19 protein-coding genes are annotated in these 19,055 nt (G+C 69.8%); 12 read left to right on the top strand and 7 right to left on the bottom strand.

Annotation, left to right across the window (positions count from 1 at the left end):
* Positions 1–338: 338 nt before the first annotated feature.
* Together QMG86_RS29635 and QMG86_RS29630 are read right to left on the bottom strand one after the other, a co-directional pair.
* Positions 339–1,322 carry a glutamate ABC transporter substrate-binding protein gene (locus QMG86_RS29635; RefSeq protein WP_281876087.1) on the bottom strand — a complete coding sequence of 328 codons (984 nt, stop codon included), beginning with the start codon at positions 1,320–1,322 and terminating at the stop codon, positions 339–341.
* Entirely contained in the window at positions 1,319–2,695 is a 1,377-nt protein-coding gene (locus QMG86_RS29630) for a GlnX family signal transduction membrane protein (RefSeq protein ID WP_281876086.1), read from the bottom strand. Before QMG86_RS29630 ends, QMG86_RS29635 begins: the two co-directional genes overlap by 4 nt.
* Positions 2,696–2,878: 183 nt before the next feature.
* Between QMG86_RS29630 and QMG86_RS29625 the strand changes: the two genes are divergently transcribed.
* A complete protein-coding gene (locus QMG86_RS29625; RefSeq protein ID WP_281876085.1) occupies positions 2,879–3,571 on the top strand; it encodes an NUDIX hydrolase in 693 nt (230 codons plus the stop codon).
* A gap of 9 nt (positions 3,572–3,580) precedes the next feature.
* Here QMG86_RS29625 and thiE read toward each other — a convergent pair whose 3' ends face one another.
* On the bottom strand, positions 3,581–4,279 hold the full coding sequence (gene thiE, locus QMG86_RS29620) for a thiamine phosphate synthase (protein WP_281876084.1): 699 nt from the start codon (positions 4,277–4,279) through the stop codon (positions 3,581–3,583).
* 58 nt (positions 4,280–4,337) lie between these two features.
* Here thiE and thiO point away from each other — a divergent pair, with 58 nt between their 5' ends.
* From thiO to QMG86_RS29605, 3 genes are read left to right on the top strand one after another with little or no spacing between them, the layout of a single operon-like run.
* A complete protein-coding gene (gene thiO / locus QMG86_RS29615; protein WP_281876083.1) occupies positions 4,338–5,411 on the top strand; it encodes a glycine oxidase ThiO in 1,074 nt (357 codons plus the stop codon).
* A complete protein-coding gene (gene thiS, locus QMG86_RS29610; RefSeq protein ID WP_159849376.1) occupies positions 5,408–5,626 on the top strand; it encodes a sulfur carrier protein ThiS in 219 nt (72 codons plus the stop codon). The genes thiO and thiS overlap by 4 nt, the downstream gene beginning before the upstream one ends.
* A 4-nt stretch (positions 5,627–5,630) precedes the next feature.
* Complete coding sequence (locus QMG86_RS29605) at positions 5,631–6,404, top strand: thiazole synthase (protein ID WP_281876081.1); 774 nt, start codon at positions 5,631–5,633, stop codon at positions 6,402–6,404.
* 204 nt (positions 6,405–6,608) lie between these two features.
* Here QMG86_RS29605 and QMG86_RS29600 read toward each other — a convergent pair whose 3' ends face one another.
* Together QMG86_RS29600 and QMG86_RS29595 are read right to left on the bottom strand one after the other, a co-directional pair.
* Positions 6,609–7,595, bottom strand: coding sequence for an aldo/keto reductase (locus tag QMG86_RS29600; protein ID WP_281876080.1), 987 nt, complete (start codon positions 7,593–7,595; stop codon positions 6,609–6,611).
* 141 nt (positions 7,596–7,736) lie between these two features.
* Positions 7,737–8,195, bottom strand: coding sequence for a DUF6194 family protein (locus QMG86_RS29595; protein ID WP_281876079.1), 459 nt, complete (start codon positions 8,193–8,195; stop codon positions 7,737–7,739).
* Positions 8,196–8,256: 61 nt separating this feature from the next.
* On the opposite strand from QMG86_RS29595, the gene QMG86_RS29590 reads away from it, so the two are divergent.
* Positions 8,257–8,985 (top strand): MerR family transcriptional regulator, encoded by a 729-nt coding sequence (locus QMG86_RS29590; RefSeq protein ID WP_281876078.1) that lies wholly within the window; start codon positions 8,257–8,259, stop codon positions 8,983–8,985.
* 286 nt (positions 8,986–9,271) lie between these two features.
* Here QMG86_RS29590 and QMG86_RS29585 read toward each other — a convergent pair whose 3' ends face one another.
* Positions 9,272–9,436 carry a hypothetical protein gene (locus tag QMG86_RS29585; RefSeq protein ID WP_281876077.1) on the bottom strand — a complete coding sequence of 55 codons (165 nt, stop codon included), beginning with the start codon at positions 9,434–9,436 and terminating at the stop codon, positions 9,272–9,274.
* A gap of 158 nt (positions 9,437–9,594) precedes the next feature.
* Here QMG86_RS29585 and QMG86_RS29580 point away from each other — a divergent pair, with 158 nt between their 5' ends.
* From QMG86_RS29580 to QMG86_RS29565, 4 genes are all read left to right on the top strand, one after another.
* Positions 9,595–10,755 carry a helix-turn-helix domain-containing protein gene (locus QMG86_RS29580; protein WP_281876075.1) on the top strand — a complete coding sequence of 387 codons (1,161 nt, stop codon included), beginning with the start codon at positions 9,595–9,597 and terminating at the stop codon, positions 10,753–10,755.
* Positions 10,756–10,955: 200 nt separating this feature from the next.
* A complete protein-coding gene (locus QMG86_RS29575) occupies positions 10,956–11,900 on the top strand; it encodes an ABC transporter ATP-binding protein (RefSeq protein ID WP_159849369.1) in 945 nt (314 codons plus the stop codon).
* Complete coding sequence (locus tag QMG86_RS29570) at positions 11,900–12,661, top strand: ABC transporter permease (RefSeq protein WP_281876072.1); 762 nt, start codon at positions 11,900–11,902, stop codon at positions 12,659–12,661. The genes QMG86_RS29575 and QMG86_RS29570 overlap by 1 nt, the downstream gene beginning before the upstream one ends.
* A 499-nt stretch (positions 12,662–13,160) precedes the next feature.
* Positions 13,161–13,925, top strand: a complete 765-nt coding sequence (locus QMG86_RS29565) for an adenylate/guanylate cyclase domain-containing protein (RefSeq protein ID WP_281881187.1) — start codon at positions 13,161–13,163, stop codon at positions 13,923–13,925.
* Here QMG86_RS29565 and QMG86_RS29560 read toward each other — a convergent pair.
* Entirely contained in the window at positions 13,922–14,155 is a 234-nt protein-coding gene (locus QMG86_RS29560; protein WP_281876070.1) for a hypothetical protein, read from the bottom strand. The genes QMG86_RS29565 and QMG86_RS29560 overlap by 4 nt on opposite strands.
* A 108-nt stretch (positions 14,156–14,263) precedes the next feature.
* Between QMG86_RS29560 and QMG86_RS29555 the strand changes: the two genes are divergently transcribed.
* From QMG86_RS29555 to QMG86_RS29545, 3 genes are all read left to right on the top strand, one after another.
* Positions 14,264–15,979 (top strand): acyclic terpene utilization AtuA family protein, encoded by a 1,716-nt coding sequence (locus QMG86_RS29555; RefSeq protein ID WP_281876069.1) that lies wholly within the window; start codon positions 14,264–14,266, stop codon positions 15,977–15,979.
* Positions 15,980–16,271: 292 nt separating this feature from the next.
* Positions 16,272–17,423, top strand: coding sequence for an acyl-CoA dehydrogenase family protein (locus tag QMG86_RS29550; protein ID WP_063016331.1), 1,152 nt, complete (start codon positions 16,272–16,274; stop codon positions 17,421–17,423).
* Entirely contained in the window at positions 17,420–19,018 is a 1,599-nt protein-coding gene (locus QMG86_RS29545) for an acyl-CoA carboxylase subunit beta (RefSeq protein WP_281876068.1), read from the top strand. The genes QMG86_RS29550 and QMG86_RS29545 overlap by 4 nt, the downstream gene beginning before the upstream one ends.
* Positions 19,019–19,055: the final 37 nt, after the last annotated feature.

Genomic DNA, 19,055 nt, shown 5'->3' with positions numbered 1-19,055 from the left:
GCTCCCGCGCCGCATCCGGCGGGTCCGTGTCCTCGGCGCGGTCCCAGGCGACCGTGCCGAGCGAGGGAGCCGTACGGTCGGCCGACGTAAGTGCCGTGTGTTGAAGGCCCTCGGCGGCCGCCGATTCCGAATTGATCGAGCTCGACCGTCGCCCTGCTGCTGGAGAGTGACCGTCCGCGTGCTGTGCGCCCGCGTGATCAGCGCGCGGCGGTTTCGCGCCCGGGCGACGCGCGGCCGATCCGGTGCATCCGCCCTCGAACACCTCGGCCGGGCCGGGCCGTCCCGGGGCGGTTTCGTCCGGGTCGGGCTCGGGGTCGGGCCGTGTGCTCATCGGCCGGTCAATCCTGATAGGTGGGGGCGGGCGGGGCGGGAACGGGACCGAGGATGGTGAGGTATTTCTGGTACAGCCCGACCCACGTGCCGTCGTTGCGGATGCGTTCCAGCGTGCCGTTGACGAATCGCACGAGATCGTCGTTGCCTTTGGTCATGCCGATGCCGTACGGCTCTTCGCTGATGCTGCTACCGACCAACTCGGTGTACGGGTCCTGCGCGGCCAGACCGGCGAGGACGGCGTCGTCGGTGCTGACCGCGTCGACCTGGCGCTGTTGCAGGACGACCAGGCAATCGGCCCAGCTCGGCACGGTGAGGATGGTCGCGGCGGGCTGGTCGCGCCGCATGTGTTCCAGCGACGTGGTGCCGCTGACGATGCACACCCGGCGGCCCGCCAGATCGGCCAGGCTCCGGATCCCGGAGTTCTTCACCGCGAGCACCCGCTGATTCGCGTGCAGGTAGACGGTGGAGAACGCGACCTTCTCGCGCCGTTCGCAATTGATCGTCATCGTCTTGGCGACCAGGTCCACGGTGCGGTTCTGCAGCGCCGTCTCGCGCTCGGCGGAGCCGAGGCTGCGGAACTCGATCAGATCCGGGCTGCCGAGCAGGTCGCGGGCCACCTCCCTGGCGATGTCGGCGTCGAAACCGACGATGGCGCCGGAGACCGGGTCGCGGTAGCTGAACAGATTGCTGCCGGTGTCCAGGCCGACCAGCAACCGCCCGCGCGCCCGGATCGCATCGATGGTCGGTCCGCGCGCGCCCGCCCCCGCCCCGGTCGGGCGCAAGCTGGCGGTCGGATCGCCGCATCGCGGTGTGCCCGGCGGAGGCGGAACCGGCGAATCGGTGAGCACCGGAACCGCTCTGGCGGGAAACGGAGGGTCGGTGTACTTCGGCGTCTTGGTCGACACCGGCGCGCTGGAATCGCTCGCACAACCGCTCGTCAGCGCTACCACGAGGAGGGCGGCCACCAGAATGCCGCGCGCGGATCTCATCGGTACTCCCGAAGCCGGGGCCATATGCCCAGTCCGACATAGCCTGCCGCCAGAATGCCGAGCACCATCGCTCCCGCGCCCAGGAAGTCCAAGACGCGTGCGGCCTGGGAGATCTTGCCGCGCAGGGTGTCCCTGGTCTCGGCGATGCCTTGCTCGAGCGAACGATCCAGCGCCTCCACCTGCACGGTGGCGTCCGCCGAGCCGGGCCCGGTCGCCACCACGGCCGCGCTGTTGAAATCGCCCTTGGCCAGCGCGTCGTTCATGCGCTGATGCGCCACCCGCCAGCGCGCCAGCGCCGGAACGGCGTTGCGCACCTCGTCCGCCGCCGGCGCGGAGGAGGGGTAGTTGCCGATCAGATCGGCCAGCCGTTCGATGTCCGCGTCGTAGGTGCGGTCGTAGTCGCCGGTCGCGTCCCGGCGCACCAGTTTCAACGTCTCCGCGGCGCGCGCCTGCTGCGCGAGGATCCGGCTCTCGGTCAGGCGCGAGGAGGGCACCGCGCCGTCGTCGCGGGCGCTGATCATCGACGTCGCCGACACCGAACCCGCGATCACCGTCCACGCCAGCAGGATCAGCATGGACACCGACGCGAGCAGCAGGCCCGGATTGAGCACGCGCCGCCAGCGTTGCGCCAGATCCCGCTGCACCCAGACCAGCACGCCGAGGGTGAGGATCAGCAGTCCGATCGCGGCCCAGGGCGGGCGCACGTGATTGCGCTGCGCGTCGGTCACCGCCGCCGAGCGATGATTGTGCAGCTCTTCGGCCATCGGTAGCAGCGTCGTCTGCATCTGGTTGGACGCTTCGCTCAAATACGCCGCGCCGACCGGATATCCGCTGCGATTGTTCGTCCGTGCGGTTTCCACCAGACCGGAGTACACCGGCAGGCCGGTGACTATGCCCGTGCGCAGCCGGGCATCCGGGTCCGCGTTCGGCCCGACGGGACTGTCGGATCGGGTCACCAATTCCGCGGCCGCCTCGCCCAGCGCCTGTGTGTAGCGGTCCCGCACCGCCTGCGGCTCCAGCCCGCCCGCGATGAACGCGGTGCTGGCGGCGGCGTCGGCGATCGACAGCGAGGTGTAGAGCCGGTGGGCGGAATGCGCGTCCGGTTCGGTGTCGTAGAGCAAGACGTCCAGGCTCTGCTGCCGGTCACCGACGGTCGCGGCGGTCACCGAGCCCGCGGCCAGGCACAATCCGATCAGCAGCAGCCCGAGCGCGATCAGCCGTCCTGGTGAGGAATTGGCGAACGACCGCAGATTGGCCAGGTCGAGACGTTCGCGCACCACCGCGACGCTCAGCCCGCCCGGTTCGTCCCGGCCGGCGGCTTCGGGCGCGGACGATGGCCGGAGTTCGGCCGTCGTCGGCTCGGAGCTAGCCATGTCCACCTCCCCAGTTTGGGCCGCGTACGCGGATTTCTCGACGGTTGGACCGAATATCCGATCGACCCGTGCGTGTTGGTGCGGAGTTTATTGTGGTCGTACGGGCGCCGCGGCGTGTGAAACACCCCCGGTTGGGAGGAAACGGCGGTGGGGTGCTCCCGTAGCTGAACAGGATGGTACGAGATGCGTGGTGACGGTGACGGTTGGTCGCGCGGCCCGGACGGACTGCGGCACTGGGGTCGCTTCGGCGCCGCCGGACTGCTCCTGCGCGCTCCGCTGGCCGCAGGCGGTTCGGCGGTGCTGCTGCAACACCGCGCTCCGTGGAGTCACCAAGGCGGGACCTGGGCCTTGCCCGGCGGGGCGCGCGACAGTCACGAGACGCCCGTGCACGCGGCGGTCCGCGAGGCGTGGGAGGAGGCGGGCATCGATCCCGCCGACGTCCGGGTGCGCGGCGAGCGGGTGACGGCCTCGGCCTCGAGCGGCTGGACCTACACCACGGTCGTCGCCGACGCGGTGATGACCCTCCCGACCACCGGCAACCGCGAGAGCGTCGAGTTGGTCTGGGTCCCCGAGGACGAGGTCGAGGCCCGTCCGCTGCATCCGGGCTTCGCCGCGTCCTGGCCTGCCCTGCGCGCCGCCCCCGCACGGGTGCTGCTGGCCGAGATCGGTGACGACCACGCCGTCGCCGCCGCGCTGCCGCGCACACTCGACCTCGCCGATCTCGGTTTCGTCTGGCTGCATTCGGATCCGGCGGGGCCGGGTGATTACGCCAGGATCGTCGACGAGCCGGGCGCGCAGGTCGCGGAGCCCGCGCCGAGCGGGAACACGGCGGTGGAGACCGCGCTGTCGTTCACCCGCGGGCAGGTGCTGTCCTGACCACGGTCCTCACGCGTTCGCGAGCAGTGCCGTTTTCAGCTCTCGCGCCGCGGCTTCCGGATCGCGCGCCTCGGTGATCGCGCGCACCACGACGACCCGCTTCGCTCCGGCTTCCAGCACCTGCGCGAGGTTGTCGGCGTTGATCCCGCCGATCGCGAACCAGGGCCGGGTGGGATGGGCGTCCGCGGTGGAGCGGATCAATTCGGGGCCCGCCGCCTGCCTGCCGGGTTTGGTCGGGGTCGCCCAGATGGGGCCCGTGCAGAAGTAATCGATGTGCTCATCGATCGCGGCGAGCCCGGCTTGGGCGCGATTGTGCGTGGATCGTCCGATCACCACGTCGGGTCCGAGGATCCGGCGCGCGTACCAGGGCGGCAGGTCGCCTTGCCCGAGGTGCAGCACGTCGGCGGTCGCGGCCAGCGCGATGTCGGCGCGGTCGTTGACCGCGACCAGCCCGCCGTGCCTGCGCGCGGCGGCCTTGAGTTCGGCGAGCGCGCCGAGTTCGGCCCTGGCCTCCAGCGGGCCGAACTTGGCCTCGCCCGGTGACCCTTTGTCTCTGAGCTGGATGATGTCGACTCCGCCTGCGAACGCGGCCTCGGCGAACTTGGCCAGATCGCCCTTCTCCCGGCGGGCGTCGGTGCACAGATACAGCCGCGCGTTCGCCAGACGTTCCCGCGGCGAGGCGGGTCGATTCGGGTGGGAGGGTTGCACGCCTTCGACCGTAGCCGCGCTACCGTGGGGATGCGAAACAGGAGGCAGGTGGATCGGGATGCGGACTCTGGCCGTCGTCGGTGGCGGGGCCATCGGGCTGGCCGTGGCCTGGCGCGCCGCCGAGACCGGTTGGTCGGTCACGCTCCTCGATCCCGCCGTGGCTTCGGGCGCGTCGTGGGTGGCCGGGGGCATGCTCGCGCCGCTGTCGGAGGGCTGGCCCGGCGAGGACCGGGTGCTCGAGTTCGGGGCGGCGTCGCTGGCCCGCTGGCCGGAGTTCGCCGCCCGGGTGGCGGCCGCGACCGGTGTCTCGGTCTTCGTGGCCGACGAGACCATGACCGTCGCGCTGGACGCGGCCGACGCGGCCGACCTGCGCACCGTGGCCGACTGGGTCGGCGGACGCGGGCACGAACTGCACCTGCTCGACCGCGCCGCGGTGCGCGAGCGGGAACCTGGCCTGGCCAGGACGGTGCGCGCCGCGCTGCTGGCGCCCGCCGAACCGGCGATCGACAATCGCAAGCTGGTCGCCGCGTTGCGGCAGGCCGCCGAGGCGGCGGGCGTCGTGGTGCGCGCCGAATCCGTAGACTCGCTGACGGAACTTCCGCACGATCAGATCGTTCTCGCCGCGGGGGCCGCCTCGGCCGCGTTGTGGCCGGAACTGCCGGTCCGCCCGGTCAAGGGCGAGATCCTGCGCCTGCGGCGACGCCCCGGCGTCGCGCCCGCGCCGCGCCGGGTCATCCGGGCCCGGGTGCACGGGCGGTCGGTCTATCTGGTGCCGCGCGCCGACGGGATCGTCGTGGGCGCCACCCAGTACGAGGCGGGTTTCGACACCGCGGTCACGGTCGGGGGCGTCCGCGACCTGATCGCCGACGCGGAAGCGGTGTTCCCCGGCATCGGCGAATACGAGTTCGCCGAGGCGAGCGCCGGTTCGCGGCCGGGCAGCCCGGACAACCTGCCGCTGATCGGCCGGCTCACCGACCGGATCGTCGCGGCCACCGGGCATGGCCGCAACGGCATGCTGACCGTGCCGCTCACCGTGGACGCGGTACTCGAACTGCTCGGCGGGGCAGTGCTGCCCGAAGCGGAAGCCGCCGACCCGCAACGGTTTTCGACGACTGTAGGAGGAGTCAGATGACGCTGTCATCCGTCCCCGTCGGTGTCACGGTGAACGGCGACGAGCACGAGTTCGCCGAGCCGCTGACCGTGCGCGAGCTGCTGGAACGCCTCGGGCTGCCGTGCCGGGGCGTCGCGCTCGCGGTGGACGGCGCGGTGTTCCCCAAGTCGCGCTGGGACGAACCGGTCGGGCGCGGCTGGGAGATCGAGGTGCTGACGGCGGTTCAAGGTGGCTGAGGCGATGACGGCATCCGGACCCGCCGACGCCCCGCTGCGAATCGCCGACCGGGAGTTCGGCTCTCGCCTGATCATGGGCACCGGCGGCGCGGAGAACCTGGCCGTGCTGGAGGAGGCGCTGATCGCCTCCGGCACCGAGTTGACCACGGTGGCGATGCGGCGCGTCGACGCCGCGGGCGGCACCGGCGTGCTCGATCTGTTGAAACGGCTGGACATCGCGCCGTTGCCGAACACGGCGGGCTGTCGGACCGCGGCCGAAGCGGTGCTCACCGCACAGCTGGCGCGTGAGGCGCTGGACACCGATTGGGTGAAGCTCGAGGTGGTCGCCGACGAGCGCACCCTGCTGCCCGATCCGATCGAACTGCTCACCGCCGCCGAACAACTCGTCGACGACGGGTTCGTCGTGCTGCCCTACACCAACGACGACCCGGTGCTGGCCCGTCGTCTGGAGGACGCGGGTTGCGTGGCGGTGATGCCGCTGGGCGCGCCCATCGGCACCGGCCTCGGTATCGGCAATCCGCACAACATCGAGATGATCGTCGCCGACGCGAAGGTCCCCGTCATCCTGGACGCGGGCATCGGGACGGCCAGCGACGCCGCTCTCGCCATGGAACTCGGCTGCTCGGCGGTGCTGCTGGCCACGGCCGTGACCAGGGCGCGCCGCCCCGAACTGATGGCCGCGGCGATGGCGGACGCCGTCCGCGCCGGTTATGCGGCGCGGCTGGCCGGGCGCATCCCCAAACGCTTCTGGGCCCAGGCGTCATCCCCGGCGCTGTGAGGGGCCGAGCCCGCGTCCGGTAGTTCGGTGACCGCTCTCGGAAGCCTCGAGCCGCTCGGGCACGCGGCGTGTGACGACACCTAACGGTGGGTGAGTCCGGGGCATAGAGCGCCGGGCTCGGCCGTTGACGACGTGAGGCTTGCACGTCATGGCGGGGGAGGTCACCGCTTGGTGGGTGAGTCCGGGGCGGTGGGCCGTGCGGGCTCAGCCGTTGACGAAGGTGAGGTTCGTCGCGTCGTAGCGGGTGCCCGCGACCTGCTCGGGCGGGGCGGCGGCCTCGATGGCGGCGAGCTCGTCGGCGGACAGTTCGATGGTCAGCGCGGCGAGGTTCTCCTCCAGGTAGCGCTGCCGCCGGGTGCCGGGGATCGGGACCACATCGTCGCCGCGGTGCTGCACCCAGGCCAAGGCGAGCTGACCCGCTGTGACACCCTTCGCCGCGGCCAGCTCGTTCAGCTTCGCGACGATGGCGAGGTTGCGTTCGAGGTTGCCCTCGGCGAAACGCGGCTGGCTGCGCCGCACGTCGTTATCCGCCAGACCCTCGACCGAGCTGTACTTGCCGGTCAGGAATCCGCGCCCGAGCGGGGAGAACGGCACCAGGCCGATGCCGAGTTCACGGCAGACCGGAAGGATCTCCGCCTCCAGGTCGCGGGTCCACAGCGACCACTCGCTTTGCAACGCGGCGATCGGATGCACCGCGTGCGCGCGCCGGACGGTGTCCGCGCTCGCTTCCGAAAGCCCCAGGTGGCGGACCTTTCCCGCCCGTACCAGTTCGGCCATCGCGCCGACGGTCTCCTCGATCGGCACCTGCGGGTCGACCCGGTGCAGGTAGTAGAGGTCGATGTGGTCGACCCCGAGCCTGCGCAGCGAAGCCTCGCACGCTTCGCGCACATAGGCGGCGTCACCGCGGATGCGGGTCGGCTCGCCCAGCCGGTTGGCGAAGCCGAACTTCGTCGCCAGCACCACGTCATCACGCCGCCCCGCGACGGCGCGCCCGATCAGCTCCTCGTTGTGCCCGGCGCCGTAGAAGTCGGCTGTGTCCAGCAAGGTGATTCCGAGGTCGAGAGCGTGGTGCAGCGTCGCGATCGACTGCTCGTCGTCCGCGGCGCCGTATCCGTGACTCATGCCCATGCACCCCAGGCCCTGCGCGGAAACCGCCAGTTCACCGAGCTGCCGGGTGGGAATGTCGGTCATGCTGCTACCTCCTGCACTCGAATCCGTCGGTCCCGACGCTAGGTGCTGGAGTGCGCTCCATGTCAACAGTCCGGAAACCGTTTCCGCGAGTGGCACATGGTGGAGAGCGCTTCGCCGCAACCATGTGCCACTCGCGGTTCGTTAAGTCCGACGTTCGCGGCGGGAGCGGGCGCGTTCGTGGGCGGTACCGAGGAGGGTGCGGGTGGATTCGGCGGTTCGGGGGCCTGGGTTGATGATCGATAGCCAACCTGCGGATGCGTAGACCGGGTGGGCGATCACCGTGTCCGCCGCGCTCGGATCGTCGGGAGGGGATGATTCGCGGGGGGTGTGGCCGGTCCAGTAGGTGAAGGCTTCTTTTCCGGCGGCGATGTTGACTCGGAACGTGTCAGGCCGGTCCAGGCGGGAACTTTCGTCGCCGGGATAATTCTTCGTCACGATCGTCGCGAAGGGCTGGGTCGCCTTCGGCACGACGCCGTCCGGCGAGTAGTAGAAGAACGTGTCGCCCCAACTGATTTCGGGTGAGCCGTCCCCGGGGCCGGGGCGCAGCGTCAGGACTCCGTCGAGGGCCGAGACGAAGTCGATGATCTCGTCGATGGTCATGCTTCCAGCGTTTCATTAAGGTGCTTGTGGAGACTTTGGGCGAGATATGCTGGGAGTAAGGGTGACAACTCGCAACTCCACATTGCGCACCGCCGAGGTGGCGCGGCGGGCGGGGTACTCCGTGCAGCAGATTCGCAACCTCGAAAGCGACGGCGTTCTGCCGACAGCGATCCGCACCGCGACGGGCTATCGCCGATACGGCGAGGTGCACGTGCGTTCCGCGCTCGCCTATCGAGCGCTGGCGGCAGGCGTCGGCCCCGTCGAGGCCAAGCGCATCGTTCGCGCCGTCCACACGGGACCGTTTTCGCAGGTGCTCGCCCTGCTCGATGCGGCACACGCCGGGCTGGACCGAGAGCGCGCCGACTTGGCGCTCGCCAAGCGGGCGGCGGAGGTGATCGCCGCCGAGCCGATCGCCGACGCGCGGCCGTCGGATGCGATGAGCGTCGCCGAACTGGCCGCCGCGCTGGGCGTGCGCCCGTCGACCCTGCGGCATTGGGACGCCGAGGGACTCGTCGTCCCGGATCGCGCGACCGCGCAGGGCACGCGACGGTACTCGCCCGCCCAGGTCCGCGACGCCCGGATCGTCCATCAACTCCGCAGGGCCGGATACCGCGTCGACACGCTGAAAACCTTGATGCCCCACCTGCCGCGCGGCCACCGATCCGATGACGTCGAGGCGGCGCTGGCGGCCCGGGACGCGAGCATCACCGCTCGCTCCCACGCCCTGCTCGACGCGGCCGCCGCGCTCGCCGCCGTGCTCGCGGACGGCGCCGAGCCGCTGGGCCGCTGAGGCTTCGGCGGAACTGCGCTGACCTCGCAGCTCCGCAGAGTCGGCCCAGTTCTGGCCTCCTGGCGGCGAATGACGCGGTAGCACCTGGTCGTCCAGTTCTACGCCTGGCTGGTCGTACTATCCGGTCCGTCTATGTCGCGCTCCTGGAGCCACCGCTCGGCGGACAGCTTGCGCGGGCACGGTGGCGTACATGTGGCATGGAGTTTCAGCAAGCCTTGCGCGTGCTTCTCATCGACGGGCCAGTTGCTGTCCTCGCAGTAGTCCTGGATCCAACTGCCCCGCGTCGTCATCGCTGTTCCTCGCGTTCGATGCGGTCCATGACCTCGCGGAACGGCACCCGCTCGTCGGGATCGCCGCCGAGCTCGAGTAGCCAAGGCAGGACCCAGAACACGATGATCAGCAGTCCGCCGACAGCGGCCATAACGGTAAGGGTGACTGCGAGTTCGGTCACTCCGAAACCCCCTTGCATTGTGGTGTAGTTGGGTGGCGTCCGGCGCCGAGGATTCGGGGATTCACCCGACGCCGGGGCCTGCCAAAACGTTCGCGGACGGCAAGGCCACCGAGGGACAGTGCGGGGACAGCCGGCCGCGATCGATCTACCGTTGGGGCATGAGCGACAGCGTGGGGCAGCGGATCGCATCGGAACGCAAGATCGCCGGGCTCAGTCAACGGGCGCTCGCGTCCCGTGCGGCCTACAGCCTGAGCATGGTCAAGGCGGTCGAGCAGGGACGAGAGCCAGCCTCTCCCGGCTTCATCTCGGCGGTAGCGCGGGCACTACGGGTCACCCCGGAGCAGTTGACCGGCGCACCCTACGACGACGGAAAGCCGTTGTCCGACGCGGTGAATGAACTATCGGTGCTGCTGACCGAGGGCCGATACGCCCGAGCGGTCGACCCCGGGCCGCTGGCGCAGCTGGATGCGGACCTGTCCGCCGCGCAACTGCTGTATCGCCGCGACCGGACGCGGCAGACCATCGAGGTATTGCCGGGTATCATCCGCCGATTGCACGGTGCGGTGCGGGAGTTGTCCGGCGACGAGCAGGCACGCGCCTACACGCTGCTGACGGCCGCGTACGTGCTCGCCGAGTGGTCTGCCCGGCGAACCGGCCACCTGTCGCTCACGCTGCCAGCGCTCGACCTCGCCGACACGTATGCGCCTCTGGCCGATGATCGCAACTGGGGTGCGTTCTCCGTCCTGGCACGGGCGCGGGTACTCACCCATTTCGGAGAGTCGGAGGTGGCTGGTCAACTCATCGAGTCGGCGATATCGACCGCCGACGAAACCCGATCCGGGCTGATCCTGGGCGGCTACTCGCACCTTGCCGGGGCGGTGAACGAAGCGCGGAAGCTGAACCACGCCGGCGCGGTCGACCACATCGCCGCAGCACGTGAAATCGCGGCACGGACCGGTGAGACGGACATGTACATGGTCGACTTCGGACCGCTGAACACCGAGATCCATTCGCACGCGATCGAGCTGGAATCCGGCGACCCGACCCGGGCCGCGATCGAAGGCGCCGAGCTGGTCTACTCCGCCGGAGCGCCACCTACCCGCATCGGGCATCACTGGCAGGACAACGCACGCGCCTGGTTGATGTCCGGCAAGCCGGACAAGGCCCTGGTTGCGTTGAACAAGGCACGGGCAGCGGCACCGCAGCAGACCCGTTTGCACCCGGGAGTGCGGGAGACGGTGCACGGCATCGCAGCGGCGCAGCGACGCCAGAGTGAGGGTCTGGTCGGGTTCGCATCCTGGCTGGGTACGTCGCTGTGACTTCCTGACCCCCTGGCAGGGCCACGAAGGCCCGCGACCGATTCGACTGGTCGCGGGTCTTCTGTGTGCTGGTGAGCGTGTATCGACTTCCCCGTACGGGCTTGCACCCACCCGGACACCTCGCCCCTCATCCTCGAGGATGATCCAACTCGGCACCATTTACCGACGCGCGCGGCCGTGATTTGCGGAATGCTGGGCGCATGATCGAGCTGAGAGGCCTGACCAAGCACTACGGGCAGACCGTAGCGGTGCAGGATCTGACCTTCACCGTTCGACCGGGGCAGGTGACGGGGTTCCTCGGACCGAACGGCGCGGGCAAGTCGACCACCATGCGGATGATCCTCGGATTGGACCGGCCCACCGCTGGGACCGCCCTGATCAAGGGCAAGTCCTATCACGAGCTGGACCATCCGCTGCGCACCGTCGGCGCGCTGCTGGACGCCAAGTGGGTGCATCCGAACCGGTCGGCGCGCGCCCATCTGGAGTGGATGGCCGCGTCCAACGACATCGCCAAGTCCCGGGTGGAGGAGGTGCTGCGGCTGGTCGGCCTGTCGGAGGTGGCGGGCAAGACCGCGGGCGGCTTCTCACTGGGCATGTCGCAGCGGCTCGGCCTGGCCGGCGCGCTGCTGGGCGACCCGGAGGTGCTGCTGTTCGACGAGCCGGTGAACGGCCTCGACCCGGAGGGCATCCTGTGGATCCGGCGGTTCATGCAGCGGCTGGCCGCCGAAGGCCGCACGGTGCTGGTCTCCAGCCATCTGCTGTCGGAGATGGCCCAGACCGCCGAGCACCTGGTGGTGATCGGGCGCGGCAAGCTCATCTCGGACTCGACGACCCAGGAATTCATCGAACGCGCCTCCGAGCAGTCGGTGCGGGTGCGCAGCCCGCAGCTCGACCAGCTGCGCAGCGTGCTCACCTCGAACGGCATGACAGTCCGCGAGGACGGGGCCGGAGCCGACGGCCCCGCGCTGGTGGTGGCGGGCGTGTCCAGTGACGCGGTCGGCAAGCTGGCCGGCGAGCACAGCATCACGCTGTTCGAGCTGGCCCCCCAGCGCGCGTCGCTGGAAGAGGCGTTCATGCGGATGACCGGCGGCGCCGTGCAGTACCACGGCGAAGGCTTCGATCAAGTTATGGGAGGTGCGCTCTGATGGGCGTGCTGGCAGCGGAACGAATCAAGCTCACCTCCACCAGGTCGCCCTGGTGGTGCTCGGCGATCGTCATCGCCCTCGCGCTGGGCATGGCCGCGCTGCTCGCCTCGGTGGCGCGCGCGTCCTACGGCAAGGACGGCGCGATCGACCTGACCGTCTCCACCGCGGTGGCCGGCATCAGCGGCTTCGGCGTGATGGTCTTGATGATCATGGCCACCTTGACGGTGACCAGCGAATATCGCTTCGGCATCATCCGGACCACGTACCAGGCGACGCCGCATCGGGCCAAGGTGATCGTGACCAAGGCCGGGCTGGTCGGCGTGTACGGCGCGGTGCTGACCCTCGTTCTGGTGTTCCTGGCCTACGCGGTGGCCAAGGCCATCAGCGGCCCGGACGCGGGCGCGGCCCTCACGCTGTCCAGCGCGGAGGACTGGCGCGAGGTCTACGGCATCCCGATCTACGCGTTCCTGTGCGTGCTGCTGGCGATCGGCGTCGGCGTGCTGGTGCGGCAGTCCGCCGCGGCCATCTCCCTGATCGTGCTGTGGCCGCTGCTCATCGAGGGGCTGCTCGGCGCGTTCGGCAGCTTCGGCCGCAACGTCACGCCGTTCCTGCCGTTCGCGAACGCGAACCATTTCTTCAGCGCCTCCGTGTCCACGGCCAACTGGCACTGGGGGCCGTGGGGCAGCCTGCTGTACTTCACCGTCTTCGTCGCGATCGTCTTCGGCGCGGCCTTGGTCGTGGTGAACCAGCGCGACGCTTAGCGCGAAGCCACCCGAGTCGCCATCCCTCGCCACTCGGGTTGTGGGGCGCCGACCTTGTCGGGAGGTCCGGCGCTTCGCCCACCGTCGCCACTGCCCGGCGGACGGTGCCGCGATCGGCCCGATGCGATTCCTCGCGCCGGGCCGATCGTGCGTGTGAACATCGAGGAAACTATGCCGCTTGCCGGTTCCGAGACCTGCGCTGTGCCGAGTAGCCTCGGTTCAGCAACCAGCTCGTTATCCAACGCGGAGCCCGCCGACGTGCTCGCTGTGTTCGTCGCGGAGGTGAGAGATGGCGATGATCGGTAATCTGCCGACGGCAGATCGGCTGAGATACCCTCGGGGCGTGAACGAAAGACCTTCCGGCGGTACGGAGCCGGAGTCGGGGCGCGAGGCCGCCGGTGGCGAACCGCCCGAGGTGGTCATTCCGTTGGAGCCGTCCGACGGGTTCGATTCTTCCCGCCGTTCCGGCGGATCGCGCCGCAGCCAGCTGTCCGCGCTGATGAACGCCGCGAACCAGCGTGCGGATCTCATCGGTGTGCTGCGCAGGGCCCGCGAACAGCTCCCCGGTGACCCTGCCTTCGGCGACCCGCTGTCGGTGTCCGGGCCCGGTGGCGCGCGAGCGGTCGCGCGGGCGGCGGACAAGCTGGTCGGCGATGCTCCCAGCGCCGCGCGCGAGATCGGTTTCGGCGCCTTGCAGGTCTGGCAGGCCGCCTTGGAGCGGATGGGCCGTGGCAAAGGTAGCCAAGAAGTAACCGTCATGTTCACCGACCTGGTGGCCTTCTCGCGCTGGTCGCTCTCGGCCGGTGACGAGGCCACCCTCGAACTGCTGCGCAAGGTGGCCAAGGCCATCGAGCCGCCGATCGCCGAACGCGGCGGGCAGGTGGTCAAGCGCATGGGTGACGGCGTGATGGCGGTGTTCCCCTCGGCGGACCGGGCGGTGCGCGCGGCCGTGACCGCCAAGCGCAATCTGGCCGATGTGCAGGTGCGCGGCTACACGCCGCATATGCGCATCGGTTTGCACACCGGTTCCCCGCGTGAGATCGGCGGCGATTGGCTCGGCGTGGACGTCACGATCGCGGCGCGGGTCATGGAGGCGGGCGGCAACGGCCACACCATGCTGTCGGAGGTGACGCTGCAGGGGTTGCGGCCGGAGACGCTGACGGAACTGGGCTTGGCGGCCAAGCCATATCGCCGCGGCCTCTTCGCCGCTCCGCTCAGCGGCGTTCCCGATGACCTGCGGATCTTCCGTTTGTCGAAGGGTTAGCCGAGCCACCAGGCCAGCGCGCCGCCCGCCGCCAGAACGGCGCAGACGGCCAGCGCGATCGACAGCGGCCGCGCCGTCTTCCATGTGGTGTAGGCGCCGCCGAGCAGGAACCCTGCCAAGGCGAACAGAACGATCACGGTGACGTCGCTGGACACCGTGCCCATCATGCTCCAGGCCGCCCGGCGGCCGACGGGTGGGTGGGTCGCCTCCCGCAAGTAACAAGCACGCATGCTTGCTTTTTTCTGGCCCTGGTGTGATGCTGGTCGCGGAACGCGGACTTCACGGGTGCGGCATGCGGCTCATCCTGACGGTTCGCCGCACAGGAGGCATTCCCGCTGATGAGTATGCTGGCCGCCGACCCGCATGTGCTCCGGATCGGCAACTGTTCCGGCTTCTACGGTGATCGGCTCGGCGCCATGCGCGAGATGCTGGAAGGGGGACAGCTCGACGTCCTCACCGGCGACTATCTCGCCGAACTCACCATGCTGATCCTCGGCCGGGACCGCATGAAGGACCCGGACCTCGGCTACGCCAAGACCTTCGTCAAGCAGATCGAGGACTGCCTCGGGCTGGCGCTGGAACGCAACGTGCGGATCGTGGCCAACGCGGGCGGCCTCAATCCGGCCGGCCTGGCGGGGAAACTGCGCAAGGTGGCCGCCGATCTCGGACTGGACGCGAAGATCGCGCACGTGGAGGGCGACGACCTGCTCGCGCGCGCCGGTGAACTCGGCTTCGGCGCGCCGCTGACCGCCAACGCCTACCTCGGCGCGTGGGGCATCGTCGAATGCCTGAACGCGGGCGCGGATATCGTGGTCACCGGCCGGGTCACCGACGCGTCGGTGATCGTCGGCCCGGCCGCCGCGCACTTCGGCTGGGACCGCGAGGATTACGACCGGCTGGCCGGTGCGGTGGTGGCGGGGCACGTGATCGAATGCGGCACCCAGGCCACCGGCGGCAACTACGCCTTCTTCACCGAGCTCGCCGATCTGGGCAGGCCGGGCTTCCCGATCGCGGAGATCCGCGCCGACGGCAGCAGCGTCATCACCAAGCACGCGGGCACCGGCGGCGCGGTCACCGTCGACACGGTCGAGGCCCAGCTGATGTACGAGATCCAGGGTCCCCGCTACGCGGGCCCCGACGTGACGACCCGCCTGGACACCATCCGGCTCGACCAGGACGGTCCCGATCGGGTGCGGATCAGCGGCGTCACCGGTGAGGCCCCGCCGCCTCGGCTCAAGGTCTCGCTGAACACGCTCGGCGGCTTCCGCAACGAGATGGAGTTCGTGCTCACCGGCCTGGACATCGAGGCCAAAGCCGCACTCGCGCAACGCCAGCTGGAGTCCTGGCTGCCGACCCGTCCCGCCGAGCTGAGCTGGACGCTGGCCCGTCTGGATCGGCCGGACGCGGCGACCGAGGAGCAGGCCAGCGCGCTGCTGCGCTGCGTGGTCCGCGACCCGGACCCGAACAAGGTCGGGCGCGCGTTCTCCAACGTCGCCGTGGAGCTGGCGCTGGCCAGCTATCCGGGATGCAGTTTCACGACGCTCCCCGGCAACGGATCTCCCTACGGCGTGTTCACGCCCGGTTTCGTCGACGCCGCGGAGGTTCCGCACACGGCGGTGCTGCCCGACGGCACTCGCGTCGACGTCGCGCCGGCCACGGAGACGACCGAACTCGCCGACGTCGCGGAGCCGCCCGCCCCGGAGCCCCTGCCGGCCGGGGACACGCGCCGCGTCCCGTTGGGGACGATCGCGCTGGCCCGCAGCGGTGACAAAGGCGGTGACGCGAACATCGGCGTGTGGGTGCGCACCGACGAGCAATGGCGCTGGCTGGCGCACACGCTCACCGTGGCCCGCGTCAAAGAACTACTGCCGGAAGCGGCTTCGCTGACCGTCACCCGGCACGTCCTGCCCAATCTGCGGGCGCTGAACTTCATCATCGAAGGTCTGCTCGGTCAGGGCGTGGCTTATCAGGCCCGCTTCGATCCGCAGGCCAAGGGACTCGGCGAATGGCTGCGGTCTCGTCACCTCGACATTCCAGTGGAGCTGCTCGCATGACCGGTCAGGCCCGGAGGCGGCAGCTCGCGTCACCACGCAGGGCCACCGGTCATGCGAGAAAGGACACCGTATGACCGGTCAGGCCCGGAGGCGGCAGCTCGCGTCACCACGCAGGGCCACCGGTCATGCGAGAAAGGACACCGTATGACCGGTCAGGCCCGGAGGCGGCAGCTCGCGTCACCACGCAGGGCCACCGGTCATGCGAGAAAGGACACCGTATGACCGGTCAGGCCCGGAGGCGGCAGCTCGCGTCACCACGCAGGGCCACCGGTCATGCGAGAAAGGACACAGCATGACGAAACTCTGGGAGACGCCGGAACGACGCGAATTGCGTTCCACGGTGCGCGGATTCGTGGAACGCGAGATCCTGCCGTACCTGGACGGCTGGGAGCGCGCCGGGGAGATCCCGCGCGAACTGCACAAGAAGGCGGGCGCGCTCGGTCTGCTGGGCGTGCAGTTCCCGGAATCCGCGGGCGGCTCCGGCGGCGACGGCGTGGACGCGATGATCGTCTGCGAGGAGATGCACCAGGCCGGTGCGTCCGGCGGGCTGTTCGCCTCCCTGTTCACCTGCGGCATCTCGGTGCCGCACATCATCGCCTCGGGTAACGCCGAGCAGATCGAGCGCTGGGTGAAGCCGACGCTGGCCGGGGAGAAGATCGGCTCGCTCGCGATCACCGAGCCCGGCGGCGGCTCCGACGTCGGGCACCTCACCACGACGGCGCGCCGCGACGGCGACCACTACATCGTCAACGGGGCCAAGACCTACATCACCTCCGGCGTCCGCGCCGACTTCGTGGTCACCGCGGTGCGCACCGGTGGCCCCGGCTCCGGCGGCATCTCGCTGCTCATCGTCGACAAGGACACGCCCGGTTTCACGGTCAGCCGCAAGCTGGACAAGATGGGCTGGCTGGCCTCCGACACCGCCGAGTTGTCCTACGTCGACGTGCGGGTGCCGGTGGAGAACCTGGTGGGCCCGGAGAACTCCGGCTTCTTCCAGATCGCGGGCGCGTTCGTCAGCGAGCGCGTCGGCCTCGCGGTGCAGGCGTACTCCAGCGCGCAGCGCTGCCTGGACCTGACCCTGGAGTGGGTGCGCAACCGCGAGACCTTCGGCCGCCCGCTGATCAGCAGGCAGGCGGTGCAGAACACGGTCACCGAGATGGCGCGGCGCATCGACGTCGCCCGCGTCTACACCCGCGACGTGGTGCAGCGCAGCGCCGAAGGCGAGACCGACCTGATCGCCGAAGTGTGCTTCGCCAAGAACACCGCCGTCGAAGCGGGCGAGTGGGTGGCCAACCAGGCCGTGCAGCTGTTCGGCGGTCTCGGCTACATGCGCGAATCCGAGATCGAACGCCAGTACCGCGATATGCGCATCCTCGGCATCGGCGGCGGCACGACCGAGATCCTGACCGGACTGGCGGCGAAGCGATTGGGGTACCAGTCATGACCATCCTGCGCAGCACCTTGGACACCGCCGCGCCCGAGTACGAGGCGGCCGCGGAGGCCATGACCGCCAAGCTCACCGAGGTCGAGGCGGAGTTCGCCAAGGCCATCGCGGGCGGCGGACCCGACAAACTGGCCCGGCATCGCAAGCGCGGCAAGCTGACCGCGCGCGAGCGCATCGAACTGCTCGTCGACGAGGACTCGCCGTTCCTGGAACTGTGCCCGCTGGCGGGCTGGGGCAGCGAATTCCACGTCGGCGGTAGCACCATCGCCGGGATCGGCATCGTGGAGGGCGTCGAGTGCATGATCGTCGCGCCCGACCCGACCGTGCGCGGCGGCACCTCCAACCCGTGGACGCTGCGCAAGACGTTGCGCATCAACGACATCGTGCGGGAGAACCGGCTGCCGGTGATCTCGCTGGTGGAATCCGGCGGCGCGGATCTGCCCACGCAGAAGGAGGTGTTCGTCCCCGGCGGCCGGATGTTCCGCGATCTCACCCAGGCGTCGGCGGCGGGCATCCCGACGATCGCGCTGGTGTTCGGCAACTCGACCGCGGGCGGCGCGTACATCCCCGGCATGTCCGACCACGTGGTGATGATCAAGGAGCGCTCCAAGGTGTTCCTCGGCGGTCCGCCGCTGGTCAAGATGGCCACCGGCGAGGAGTCCGACGACGAGTCGCTCGGCGGGGCGGACATGCACGCGCGGGTCTCCGGCCTCGCGGACTACTACGCGATCGACGAGCAGGACGCGATCCGCATCGGCCGTTCCATCGTCCGGCGGCTGAACTGGCGCAAGCAGGGCCCGGCTCCGCGAGCGGAGGTGATCGAGCCGCTGTACGACCCGGAGGACCTGCTCGGCATCGTGCCGTCGGACCTGAAGATCCCGTTCGATCCGCGCGAGGTGATCGCACGCATCGTGGACGGCTCGGATTTCGACGAGTTCAAGCCGCTCTACGGCAGCAGCCTCGTCACCGGATGGGCCGAGCTGCACGGATATCCGGTCGGCATCCTGGCCAACGCGCGGGGTGTGCTGTTCTCCGAGGAGTCGCAGAAGGCCACCCAGTTCATCCAGCTGGCCAACAAGACGAACACGCCACTGCTGTTCCTGCACAACACCACCGGCTACATGGTGGGCAAGGAGTACGAGCAGAAGGGCATCATCAAGCACGGCGCGATGATGATCAACGCGGTGTCCAACTCGAAGGTGCCGCACATCTCGCTGCTGATGGGCTCGTCTTACGGCGCGGGCCACTACGGCATGTGCGGCCGGGCCTACGACCCGCGTTTCGTGTTCGCTTGGCCCAGCGCGAAATCCGCCGTGATGGGCGGCGCGCAGCTGGCGGGCGTCATCTCGATCGTCGGCCGCGCCGCCGCCGAGGCGAAGGGCCTGCCGTTCGACGAGGAGGCCGACGCCGGGATGCGCGCCATGGTGGAGGCGCAGATCGAGGCCGAATCGCTGGCGATGTTCATGTCCGGGCGGCTCTACGACGACGGCGTCATCGATCCGCGCGACACCCGCACCGTGTTGGGAATGTCCCTGTCGGCCATTCACAACGCCCCGATCAAAGGCGCCGACGGCTTCGGCGTCTTCCGAATGTGAGGCCGATGATGACTGCATCGCAAAGCGATTCGATGAG

The sequence above is a fragment of the Nocardia sputorum genome (genome assembly GCF_027924405.1).
GTDB lineage: Bacteria > Actinomycetota > Actinomycetes > Mycobacteriales > Mycobacteriaceae > Nocardia > Nocardia sputorum.
Note: the sequence above shows the minus strand (reverse complement) of the source record. Positions and strands in the feature narration are given on the sequence as shown.